Raw genomic sequence first — 11,550 nt, 5'->3', positions numbered from 1 at the left:
TATGAGATTACTTTTCTGTATTGTACTGCTCGGTAGTTTGCTGGCATTGCCGCAAAGCTATGCTGCTGAACGAGAAATCGATCGCATTGCAGCTATTGTTGACAGTGGTGTCGTACTGGAATCCGAAGTACGTGAAATCGTAGAGCGGGTAAAACGCAATGCTTCGGCTCAGGGACAAGGCTTACCATCCGACGAAGTACTGCGGGTACAGGCACTGGAGCGCTTGATAGAAACCAGTCTGCAAATGCAAATGGCCAATCGGATGGGCCTGCAGATCAGTGATGCTCAGCTTGATCAAACCATTCAACGTATTGCCGCAGGCGAGAACATGACGCTAGACCAGTTCCGGCTCCAGGTAGAGCGGGAAGAAGGCAGCTACCAGCAATTCCGTGAGCGTCTTCGTGAAGAGATCACCACCAGTGAAGTAATGCGCAATGCAGTCCAGCGCCGTATTTACATCAGCCCGCAAGAAGTGGAAAGCCTGTTGCGCGTCATGCAGGAGCAAGGTGCAACGTCCGAGCAGTACAACATCGGCCATATTCTGATTGGTTTGCCAAGCCAGCCAGGTACCGATGACATTGAGCAGGCTCGCCGTCAGGCTGAGCGGGTGCTTGAGTTGCTAAAGGATGGTACAGACTTCCGCCAGCAAGCCATTACCTCATCATCTGGCAGCCGGGCACTGGAAGGCGGTGATATGGGTTGGATGAATATCAATGAAATGCCTACCTTGTTTGCAGAAGCCATTCGCGGCAAACGGCGCGGTGATCTGATTGGCCCGCTACGCTCCGGTGCCGGCTTCCACATCCTGACCATTTTTGATATCCGTGGCGAAAATGTCGCTGAAATTCTGGAAACAAAATCCCGCCATGTGTTGATCCGCCCTTCCATCATTGTGAGCGAAGAACGGGCAAGGGATCGGCTGGCGCGCTTTGTTGCCGATTTCCGGGCCGGCAACGCTGACTTTGCTGAATTTGCCAGGGAACACTCCGAAGATCCGGGCTCCCGCAATAGCGGTGGCGACCTTGGCTGGGCGGAACCCGATATCTTCGTACCCGAGTTTCGTGACACCCTGCTGAGGCTTGAGCTCAATGAAATTAGTGAGCCTTTCAGGACAGAGCATGGCTGGCACGTTGTACAACTGTTGGATCGTCGCTCCGTTGATGCAACGGCAGACCGGCAGCGTGAACAAATCTACCGGATGATTTTCAATCGTCGTTTTAATGAAGAATCCACCAGCTTCTTACGTGAGCTACGAGATGAAGCCTACATTGAAATTGTGGATTAAGTCATGACAGCACGTCTTGGCATCACTCCAGGTGAACCAGCAGGTATAGGACCTGATTTGGTATTGCAACTGGCCAGTCGTGACTGGCCGGTTGAACTGGTAGTCTGTGCAGATGCCAGGCTATTGCAGCAGCGTGCTAAGCAGCTTGGTATTCAGGTAGAGTTGCTGCCTTATCAACCAGAGACAGCAGCAAAACCACAACGTGCAGGTAGTCTGACACTTGCGGCATTTCAAACAGCCGAGGAAGTGCAAGCCGGCATCCTGAATGAAGCCAATGGCCCTTACGTGGTAGAAACCCTGCGTTTTGCCGGTGAGCACACTATTCAGGGCCAGTTTGCAGCCATAGTGACCGGCCCTGTCCATAAAGGAATTATCAACCAGGCAGGTATTCCTTTTAGTGGCCATACCGAGTTTTTCGCCCATCAGTGCAACAGCAGTCATGTAGTGATGATGCTGGCCACAGAGGGCTTGCGGGTGGCACTTGCAACCACGCACATTCCCCTGGCTTATGTAGCTAAAGCCATCACGGCCGAGCGCTTACAAGTGGTACTGCAGGTACTGCATCAGGATATGCAGCAGAAATTTGGCATTGCTCAGCCCCGCATCTATGTTTGTGGTTTAAACCCTCATGCTGGTGAAAACGGCCACCTTGGCCGCGAGGAGCTGGATATCATCATTCCAACCCTGAATGCCTTAAGGCAGCAAGGCATGGACCTGGTTGGGCCCCTGCCTGCCGATACCTTATTTCAGCCTAAGTATCTGAACGATGCCGATGTCGTACTCGCCATGTACCACGATCAGGGCTTGCCGGTCCTTAAGCATATGGGGTTCGGCAAATCTGTGAATATCAGCCTGGGCTTGCCTTTAATTCGTACTTCCGTCGATCATGGAACTGCACTTGACCTGGCGGGCACTGGCCAGGCCGATCCAGGCAGCCTGTTGCATGCTGTCGAGCAAGCCATTCAACTTATTCAGCGGGCCAAAAAAACGTCAGCCGGAGCATCCACAAACGCATGAACCAACCCGAACATAAAGCCAGAAAACGTTTTGGCCAAAACTTCTTGCACGACCCCGTCGTGATTGAGCGCATCGTAAAAGCTATCCGACCACAACCAGGCGAAACCCTGATTGAAATAGGTCCTGGTCTTGGTGCCATTACCGAGCCGGTAGCGGAACGTACCGATCGCCTGACCGTCATTGAGCTGGATCGCGATCTTGCGGCCCGCTTGCAACAGCACCCGACCTTGGCAGATAAACTGACCATCATTCAAACCGACGCAATGAAGTTTGATTTTTCAACCTTAGCGCAGCCCGGTAAGAACATGAAAATCTTCGGCAACCTGCCGTACAACATCTCCACTCCACTGCTGTTTCATCTGTTCCGATACAGCCATCTGATTGAGAACATGCACTTTATGCTGCAAAAGGAAGTGGTACAGCGTATGACAGCAGCTCCGGGCAGCAAGGCCTTTGGCCGCTTGTCCGTTATGACTCAGTACTACTGTGACGCTTTGCCTGTGGTTGAGGTAGGCCCTGGCGCCTTTAAGCCAGCTCCCAAAGTAGACTCTGCCGTAGTGCGCTTGCTGCCGCGAACCAGGCCTGAAGCCGAGCAAGTGCCGGTACAGATACTGAACCAGGTCTGTCTTGAAGCCTTTAATCAGCGCCGAAAAACCTTACGTAATTGTTTAGGCAATCTGGCTACTGCCGAGCAACTCGCCGCGCTTGGACTGGATCCAGGCCAACGTCCAGAACAGCTGTCAGTGGATGATTTTATCCGCATAGCCCAGTGGTTAGCGACGCAACAGGATACAACCAAGTCATGAATCCATCAGCCATAGAAGTTTCTGCCGAAACCTTTTACATTGCTGCGCAGTCTCAACCAGAACAACATAAATTTGTATTCGCCTACACCATCCGCATTCAAAATAACAGCCTGGAGAAAGTGCAGTTATTGCGTCGTCACTGGCTGATTACCGATGCAAATGGACTGCAGGTTGAAGTCGATGGTGAAGGGGTTGTTGGTGAGCAACCTGAGCTGGCACCGAATGAAAGTTACAGCTATACCAGCGGTGCCGTGTTGGAAACACCCGTCGGTACCATGCAGGGGCATTACATTATGCAGGATAACAAGCGCAATGAGTTCCAGGTGGCTATTCCGCTGTTTCGCCTGGCACTACCGAATATCCTGAATTAACCGGTATTACCATGGCCAGTTATGTGCTTGGAGACATTCAGGGCTGTTATGATCAACTGCAACATCTGCTGGCAGAGCTGAAGTTCGATGAAAAGCAGGATCAACTTTGGTTCTGTGGCGACCTGGTAGCCCGTGGCCCCAAGTCACTTGAAACGCTTCGTTTCGTCCGTAGTCTGGGCTCTGCCGCCATCACGGTGCTTGGCAATCATGATCTTAATCTGATCGCCAGCCACTATGGTCATGGCCATATTAAACCTGCAGACCAGTTGGAACCGCTGTTGCAGGCAGCAGACTTTCCAGAGCTGATTCACTGGCTGCAGCAGCAGCCCCTTATCCACAGCCCCGATGAAGACTACCTACTGGTGCATGCGGGTATCCCACCAGGATGGAGCAGAACATTCGCCATGCAGCAAGCGGAAAAAGTCGCCTCATGGCTGCAGCAAGATCCGGCCAGTCTGACGGCCTTTATGTATGGCAACGAACCTAGCCACTGGTCGCCCACAGACAGCCCCTCCGATCAGCTACGCTTTACCATTAATGCACTGACACGGATGCGTTTTTGTCTGCCAGACGGCAGCCTGGAGTTAAAAGAAAAAAGTGGGCCCGACAACAGCTCCTTAGTTCCGTGGTACCATTTTTGGCCGCAACAGCAAAACACCACCATCTTGTTCGGTCACTGGGCTGCGCTCAATGGTAAGTGTCCACATTCAAAAGCAATTGCGCTGGATACCGGCTGTGTCTGGGGGAATCTGCTCAGCGCCTATTGTATTCAGACAAAACAGCGGTATAGTGTTCAGGGATACCAAAAAAAATCAGCCATCATCAGGCCCTGACTCACTATGAGCCCAGGCTTTCTATGTGGCGTTTAGTCCAAACCTGGCTAAACAAATGGCTGATTCAACTGGCTTAATCCGAACATGTGTTCTAGACCAGTCCATCGGGAGTTTTTATGAAGTTAACTGTAGCGCTTAGGGTCATTGGTGGCTTCGGCATCATTTCCTTACTGCTGCTGATCATCGGTATCTCTGCATACCTTAGCCTGAACAGCATCAACAACTCCACCACCCAGGTCAACGAGGTTACCATTCCGGCTCTGGAAAACAGTGGCGCTTTGCAAAGCCAATTCGGCATTATGAGCAAAATCAGCTTGCAGGCCTTTTATGCCAGTGAGTTGGACGAGATTGCGAATTTCCGGCGTCAGTTTAATCAAGAGCAAGCAAATTACGAACGGTCAGCCCAAGGCTTGCAGCAGGCGCTGCAAAATGAAGCAGAGCTGCGCGCGGCCTTTGACAAAGTCAGCACGGTGTATGCTGATTACCTACCGGCCAGCACCCGTCTGTTTGAGCAACTGACCAATCGCTTAACGCTGCGCGATACCATGAATCAACGCATGGAGGCACTGGAAACGGCTGCCGATGATGCCGCCATGTTCATTCTTGATTTTACTGATCTGCGTGATGTTCGGACACGCTTCCCGGAAGCCTATGAAGCCGCAACTCAGATTGAGATGGGCCTGAACACCCTGGTCAGTACTGCCGTGGATCTCATTCGCACCGAAAATGCACTGATTGCAAATACCGTATCGAATGAGCTGACCTTTCGGCTTGGCGAGCTAACGCAAAATTTTGCTCGTATACAACAACAGGCTGGCAGCCTCGATCTGGTGTCCGATTTAGCGGATAAAGTGAATGATATTGAACAGCTGCTTTCCGGCAACAGCGGTCTGACTCGCATTAAAGAGCAACACCTGCAATCCATCGAAGCCTCAGAGGCACTGCTCGCGCAAACCGAACAACACACCACAGCTGGTCTAAGCCAACTCAATGCTCTGTTAGCCCTGGCCCGAAGTGCTGCGGATGATATTCAACGTACCTCCGCCGCCAATGTCAGTAACGCCGTTAACTTCAATTTCGTGGTGATGTTTATCTCTGTGCTGCTGGCGGCAGGTATTACCATCTGGACAGTACGCAGCATTACGCAACCACTGCACCGGGTGAACGAAATTCTTGGTGTGGTCGCCTCAGGCGATCTTACCCGCAAACTAGATGCCAAAGGCACTGATGAGTTTGCAGAGCTGGCCCGGAACTGCAATAAGGTGATCGATAGCTTGCAACTGTTGATCAAAGGCATCATTTCGCGCTCTACCCAACTGGCTGCTGCTTCCGAACAAACATCGGCTATTACGGTACAAACCAGTGGTGCTATTAAAGAGCAGAAGTCTCAGGTGACTCAGGCGGCAACCGCTACCACCGAAATGAGCAGCACTTCGCAGGGCGTGATGCAAAGTGCCGGTGATGCGCTGGCAGAGATCAAAAATGCCGACAGTGAAGCCGAGCGGGTTAAAGGGATCTCGCAAGCCAATAAACAAATTATCACTGAGCTGTCGCACGAAGTGGAGCAAGCTTCACTGGTCATCAATAAGCTGAATCAGGATAGTGCTTCCATCGGCAGTATTCTGGATGTAATCCGTGGTATTGCGGAGCAAACCAACCTGCTGGCGCTTAATGCAGCCATCGAAGCAGCGCGGGCTGGTGAGCAGGGCCGCGGCTTTGCGGTGGTAGCCGATGAAGTACGATCACTGGCCAGCAAAACTCAGGCATCAACACAAGAAATACAGGCGATGATTGAAGTGCTGCAAAAAGGTGCCCAGAATGCCGTTGAAGCAATGAAGAAAGGCAAAAAGCAAGCTGAAAACTGTGTAGCACAAACCGATATTCAGGACAAAGCTCTGGATTCCATTACACATGCCGTCCATCAGGCAAGGGATATGAGTGAGCAAATTGCACACGCGGCAGAAGAGCAAAATCAGGTGGCCAATGACATCAGCCAGTTGCTAGAGTCCATTGTTTCTATTGCCGAAGAAACGGCTTCTGGAGCCGAGCAAACCTCCGACTCCAGCCATGAAGTGGCCCGCCTGGCTGAAGAGTTGCGCCAATCGGTCGATCAGTTCAAAGTCTGATTCAAGCCAGTGTTAGCAATAAAAAAATCCGCCAACTGGCGGATTTTTTTATTGCTAACACTGGTCTGTTAATCGCCAGCCCGCTCCTGCAAAGAAGCAAACAGCGGTGTATCGCCAAAGCCGTTGGCTTGCGCCCACTCGACATCACCAGATTCGGCCAGTTGCGATCCAGGCAACTGACGAATAATAAACTCACCAACATCGTTGGCACCGCTTCGAAATGCATGCCGGACCAGACTCTCGCCATTGCAGACCACCCCATCGTAGATATTACGCAAGCGTAGCCGGTAATCACTGAGCACTTTACGAAAGCGATTACGATCATCCGCCGCCACATAGTCACACATGGAGGCTGCCAGTTGCTGATCTGCCGAAGCAACCGGTGCAAACAACACAGCTCCGGCGAGCACCGCGCCACAAGCCATAGTAGGCAACAACTTCATCTACGTCTCCTCAAATTCACATCAGCATTAAAATGATAGTAGCAATATGTAGCAGCCTGCGCAAATCTTGTGCGGCTAAACCACTCGTTGTAAAGTAATAAACTGATACGCAAACGGATTTTTTGTATCAGCCTGATGCTGCTCCACACTGATAAGCTGCCAGTCTGCCTCAGACTGATAATCAGGAAACCAGGTATCGCCGCGAAGCTCAGCATCTATTTCGGTCAAGTACAGCCGCTCTGCTTTTGGCAGGCACTGACGATAAATTTCAGCCCCCCCCATGATCATCACTTCTTCATCAGGAGTGGTGGCAGCCAAAGCTGCTTCCAGGCTGGTAAACCACTCAGCCTCCGAACCTGCAGGTGCTGGCTGGCGGCTAACCACCAGATTACGTCGGTTGGGTAAGGCGCGACCTATCGAATCATAGGTTTTGCGCCCCATCAGCACAGTTTTTCCCGTGGTCAGGCGCTTAAAGTGCTGTAAATCAGCAGGCATATGCCAGGGCATGCTGTTGTTAAGCCCAATAACCCGGTTGTGCGCCATAGCGGCAATCATCGAAATCATGCTGGTACCCACTAACGCTGGTAAATCACTTCAACGTCATAGTCGTCGTCATCAAAATCATCATCATCATCGTCGCTATCATCATAGGGTTGATGCACAGCCTGACTATGGACCGGCTCGTCATCATGCCACTTGAATTGCTCGGGATCAGCTGCATCTGTCTGCTCTTGATCTCTTGGCAGTTCATCCAAATAATCGAACACAGCTTTGGCCAGTTCTTTGGTGCCGGTACTGCTGGCTGCAGCAATACTGTATACGGGGCTTTGCCAGTTCAGCGCAGTCACTACCTGTTGCTGGATCTCTGCCAGTTCATCGTCCAGTACCAAGTCGGTTTTGTTAAACACCAGCCAGCGTGGTTTTTCCGCCAGCTTGCTGCTGTATTTTTGCAACTCTTCCACGATGACTTTGGCATTTTCTGCCGGATCAGAGCCATCCGCCGGCAAAACATCCACCAAATGGATCAACAAGCGGCAACGCTCAAGGTGGCGTAAAAACTGGATCCCTAAACCGGCCCCTTCGGAAGCACCTTCAATCAGGCCAGGAATATCCGCAATAACAAAAGAGCGGTGTGCATCAACGCGCACCACGCCAAGATTTGGCACCAGGGTGGTAAATGGGTAATCGGCTACTTTTGGCTTAGCAGCTGATACAGAGCGAATTAAGGTAGACTTACCCGCATTTGGCAAACCCAGCAAACCAACATCCGCCAACAACATCAATTCCAGTTGCAAATTGCGGATCTCACCAGGGGTACCATTGGTCTTTTTACGCGGAGCTCTGTTGGTACTGCTGGTAAAACGGGCATTGCCCAAGCCATGCCACCCGCCCTTTGCAACCCGCAGTCGCTGCCCTGCTTTGGTCAAGTCACCAATGATTTCATTGGTATCAATATCAATGGCACGGGTACCAACCGGCACCCGCAATTCCAAATCTTCACCGCGCTTGCCGGTGCAATTTTTACTCATACCATTTTGGCCGCGTTCAGCACGGTGAAAGCGCTCAAACTGATAATCCACCAGGGTGTTCAGGTTGGTATCGGCCACCAGATACACGTCGCCACCATCCCCACCGTCACCACCATTCGGGCCACCTTTGGAAATAAATTTTTCACGCAGAAAACTGATTATTCCGTTCCCACCATCACCGGCTTCAACCCGGATCACGGCTTCATCAACAAATTTCATCTGTGGTTACCTGATTCAAAGAATATTGGGTGCATCGAGCTATGCCAATGCACTAGTATATACCAAAGTACCCGCAGCAAAACCTTTGAAGACTGTTTCACGGTTAGCAGATACAAAAAACCCCGCACCAGGGCGGGGTTTTATCGCAGCAGGAAGCTTACTCAGCAACGATGCTGACGTATTTGCGATTGTGCTCGCCTTTCACTTCAAACTGCACTTTGCCGTCAGACAGGGCAAACAAGGTATGGTCACGGCCAATACCTACGTTATTACCGGCATGGAACTTGGTTCCACGCTGACGAACAATGATGTTACCCGCTAACACAGACTCACCACCGAAGCGCTTAACACCTAAGCGTTTAGCTTCTGAATCGCGACCGTTACGGGTACTACCTACACCTTTTTTACTTGCCATGGTTCAGTACTCCTCGATTACGCGCTGATGCTGGTAATTTTCACTTCAGTGAACCACTGACGGTGGCCCATCTGCTTGCGTGAATGCTTACGACGACGGAATTTCACGATTTTGATTTTATCATGACGGCCATGACTGACCACTTCCGCAACCACTTTGCTGCCTTCGACAACAGGGGTGCCAATGCTGATATTCTCACCATTTGCTACCATCAAAGGGGTAAATTCGACTGTGGCGCCGGCATCTAAATCCAGCTTTTCCAGACGCAGGGTCTGACCTTCAGTCACACGGTGCTGTTTACCACCACTTTGGAAAACCGCGTACATAGTTAACTCCGTACAAAGCACGCCTGTGCATAAAAGAGAGGCGTGTTAATTCAATTCACAGGGCGCGAATTGTACGCAATTTCCCCTAGGCCCGCAAGTGCAAATTCGAAAAAGATCCCTGTCCCTGTAAAAGGATCCCGTTTCGCTTGGAGACACTCCAAACCTTGGTGTAGAATTGCGCTAATTCAAACCCTTACGCAAAGCGGCTTTTTTGATGTTACCAGAGCAGATCCAGCAGTTATCTCAGGATGATATGACTGCAGTCAATCATCACATATTTTCCCAGCTGACATCGGATGTTGCTTTGATCAACCAGTTAGGCATCTACATAGTCAATAGCGGTGGCAAGCGGTTGCGCCCGCTATTAGCCACGCTGGCTGCCCGTGCTGTCGGCTACCAGGGTAAGGATCATATTACCCTGGCGACCATTATTGAGTTTATTCATACCGCGACCTTACTGCACGATGATGTGGTGGATGAATCCACATTGCGTCGTGGTAAAGAAACCGCCAACGCGGTGTTTGGCAACCAGGCCAGTGTGCTGGTCGGTGACTTCCTCTACACCAGGGCCTTTCAGTTGATGGTTTCGCTACAGCGAATGGAAGTAATGTCCATTCTGGCCGACGCCACCAATAAAATCGCCGAAGGTGAAGTGCTGCAGCTGATGAATGTGCACGACGCCGATACCAGTGAAGAAAATTATCTGCAGGTGATTTACTGCAAAACAGCTAAGTTGTTTGAAGCGGCGACTGAGCTGGCTGCTATTTTGGCCGAGCAGCCTGAACCCATCGTGAATGCCATGCGAGCTTATGGCGTGCATCTGGGAACCGCTTTCCAATTGATTGACGATGTATTGGATTATCAGGCCGATCAGGCAGAGCTTGGTAAAAACATTGGCGACGATCTGGCTGAAGGCAAGCCAACCCTGCCATTAATCCATGCCCTCAAGCATGGCAACCTAGAGCAACAAGCTCTTATTCGCACTGCCATCACGGATGGCAATGGTCTGCAACAACTGGAAGCCATTATGGCTGCGATGCAACAAACCGATGCCTTTGGTTACACCCGCCGTAAAGCGGAGCAAGAGGCAGAAAAAGCCAAGCAAGCGCTTAATGTGCTTGCTGATAGCCCCTACAAAGCGGCCTTGCTGCAATTGGCTGATTTGGCGGTCGGTCGCTCCAGTTAAGATTTTATCTCTTATTGATAGGAGGCGGGATTGCCCCGCCGACCTGTTACAGCAGGTGCGGTGCCATATACCCCGCCCCATAGAGCACTGGTACTACCGATAACAATCCAGTGCTAACGCTAATCCAACCGCCAGCCAGAACAAACTGGTGCACAGCTTTGACCATCCTCTATTTTTTCAGCACGCTGTCCTTTAAAGCTATAGCGGTAACTTAGCTGACGCTCAAGAGTGCTGACTTCCGCCATCCGCCCAAAGCAATTTTATTCATATAATTTTCACTCTTTCAAAATAATTACTGCACTAATTATTCTTCCGTTTCAGATTGAATAAAACGCCTAAAAAGAATCCAATTGCACCGCCAACTAATGCCCCATAAAACACTTCATCGACCTCGATAATGGCAGATTTCATCTGGAAAAAAGCACCAATCAATGATAGAAACACCACCCAAAATAATACACTGAAGGCACTTTTCTTCATATGTATCCTCTTCATCAATATTGATTAACCATAGTATCTCTCCACGGATCAGCAGTCACATAAGGATCAGTTGGGTTACTTGAGCTTCCTTCTACCCAAGAATGCGGAAAGGGAAAAATCCTATCTACTCTTCTAAAACTCCAATCATCATCGAAACTCATATCGTTCAACTGATCTAGCAGCTCATTGGCTTGCTCCCAGCATCCAAAATACGGTTTCCCCATAGCACCACCAGTAACGTCATAAATGCTGCGATTAAAATTATTCCATGGGCCGGGAGAAATTCGCTGCCCATTATTTGTCATTCTATTAACGGCATCCTTAAATATGGCATTAATTCGGCGCACGTCTTCAGGGCTTAAACCAAAGAAATCAAATAAATTTACAGGATTCCCCCCAACATACCCATAAGTATTAATCCCACCAGCCAACCCAATCGGGTCACTTTGTAGATACCGCCCAGTCTCCGGATCATAATCCCTAAAGTAGTTGTAATGCAGCCCGGTTTCTTCAT

The 11,550-nt window shown here is 50.4% G+C and carries 14 protein-coding genes; 7 read left to right on the top strand and 7 right to left on the bottom strand.

The annotated features are described in order from the left end of the window. The first annotated feature begins 1 nt into the window (after position 1). From surA to ABC502_RS15870, 6 genes are all read left to right on the top strand, one after another. Entirely contained in the window at positions 2-1,285 is a 1,284-nt protein-coding gene (gene surA / locus ABC502_RS15895) for a peptidylprolyl isomerase SurA (RefSeq protein WP_330087444.1), read from the top strand. Positions 1,286-1,288: 3 nt separating this feature from the next. Beyond that, positions 1,289-2,302, top strand: coding sequence for a 4-hydroxythreonine-4-phosphate dehydrogenase PdxA (pdxA, locus tag ABC502_RS15890; RefSeq protein WP_345916606.1), 1,014 nt, complete (start codon positions 1,289-1,291; stop codon positions 2,300-2,302). Then, on the top strand, positions 2,299-3,108 hold the full coding sequence (gene rsmA / locus ABC502_RS15885) for a 16S rRNA (adenine(1518)-N(6)/adenine(1519)-N(6))-dimethyltransferase RsmA (protein WP_330087442.1): 810 nt from the start codon (positions 2,299-2,301) through the stop codon (positions 3,106-3,108). Before pdxA ends, rsmA begins: the two co-directional genes overlap by 4 nt. Further along, complete coding sequence (gene apaG / locus ABC502_RS15880; RefSeq protein ID WP_330087441.1) at positions 3,105-3,479, top strand: Co2+/Mg2+ efflux protein ApaG; 375 nt, start codon at positions 3,105-3,107, stop codon at positions 3,477-3,479. The genes rsmA and apaG overlap by 4 nt, the downstream gene beginning before the upstream one ends. A gap of 11 nt (positions 3,480-3,490) precedes the next feature. Then, positions 3,491-4,312 carry a symmetrical bis(5'-nucleosyl)-tetraphosphatase gene (locus ABC502_RS15875; RefSeq protein ID WP_345916605.1) on the top strand — a complete coding sequence of 274 codons (822 nt, stop codon included), beginning with the start codon at positions 3,491-3,493 and terminating at the stop codon, positions 4,310-4,312. A 116-nt stretch (positions 4,313-4,428) separates the two neighbouring features. Next, complete coding sequence (locus tag ABC502_RS15870) at positions 4,429-6,438, top strand: methyl-accepting chemotaxis protein (protein WP_330087439.1); 2,010 nt, start codon at positions 4,429-4,431, stop codon at positions 6,436-6,438. A gap of 68 nt (positions 6,439-6,506) precedes the next feature. Here the strand turns inward: ABC502_RS15870 and ABC502_RS15865 are convergent, their stop codons facing one another. The 5 genes from ABC502_RS15865 to rplU all read right to left on the bottom strand — a co-directional run bounded on the left by ABC502_RS15865 (position 6,507) and on the right by rplU (position 9,370). Further along, on the bottom strand, positions 6,507-6,881 hold the full coding sequence (locus ABC502_RS15865) for a DUF3718 domain-containing protein (protein WP_330087438.1): 375 nt from the start codon (positions 6,879-6,881) through the stop codon (positions 6,507-6,509). Positions 6,882-6,956: 75 nt separating this feature from the next. After that, on the bottom strand, positions 6,957-7,436 hold the full coding sequence (gene folA, locus ABC502_RS15860) for a type 3 dihydrofolate reductase (RefSeq protein ID WP_345916747.1): 480 nt from the start codon (positions 7,434-7,436) through the stop codon (positions 6,957-6,959). Between the two features lie 20 nt (positions 7,437-7,456). Continuing rightward, on the bottom strand, positions 7,457-8,629 hold the full coding sequence (cgtA, locus tag ABC502_RS15855) for an Obg family GTPase CgtA (RefSeq protein ID WP_345916604.1): 1,173 nt from the start codon (positions 8,627-8,629) through the stop codon (positions 7,457-7,459). 157 nt (positions 8,630-8,786) lie between these two features. Continuing rightward, on the bottom strand, positions 8,787-9,044 hold the full coding sequence (gene rpmA / locus ABC502_RS15850; protein WP_330087436.1) for a 50S ribosomal protein L27: 258 nt from the start codon (positions 9,042-9,044) through the stop codon (positions 8,787-8,789). Between the two features lie 17 nt (positions 9,045-9,061). Then, a complete protein-coding gene (gene rplU / locus ABC502_RS15845; protein WP_091338772.1) occupies positions 9,062-9,370 on the bottom strand; it encodes a 50S ribosomal protein L21 in 309 nt (102 codons plus the stop codon). A gap of 214 nt (positions 9,371-9,584) precedes the next feature. On the opposite strand from rplU, the gene ispB reads away from it, so the two are divergent. Continuing rightward, on the top strand, positions 9,585-10,556 hold the full coding sequence (ispB, locus tag ABC502_RS15840) for an octaprenyl diphosphate synthase (RefSeq protein ID WP_345916746.1): 972 nt from the start codon (positions 9,585-9,587) through the stop codon (positions 10,554-10,556). A gap of 300 nt (positions 10,557-10,856) precedes the next feature. Here ispB and ABC502_RS15835 read toward each other — a convergent pair whose 3' ends face one another. Both ABC502_RS15835 and ABC502_RS15830 read right to left on the bottom strand, forming a co-directional pair. Beyond that, on the bottom strand, positions 10,857-11,036 hold the full coding sequence (locus ABC502_RS15835; RefSeq protein ID WP_345916603.1) for a hypothetical protein: 180 nt from the start codon (positions 11,034-11,036) through the stop codon (positions 10,857-10,859). A gap of 14 nt (positions 11,037-11,050) precedes the next feature. After that, positions 11,051-11,550: RHS repeat-associated core domain-containing protein (locus ABC502_RS15830; protein ID WP_345916602.1), on the bottom strand; the 500-nt coding region annotated here is incomplete at its 5' end.

Origin of the sequence: Alkalimonas sp. NCh-2, from assembly GCF_039631345.1 — a bacterium.
GTDB lineage: Bacteria > Pseudomonadota > Gammaproteobacteria > Enterobacterales > Alteromonadaceae > Alkalimonas > Alkalimonas mucilaginosa.
This window is presented reverse-complemented; position numbering and strand designations above follow the sequence as displayed.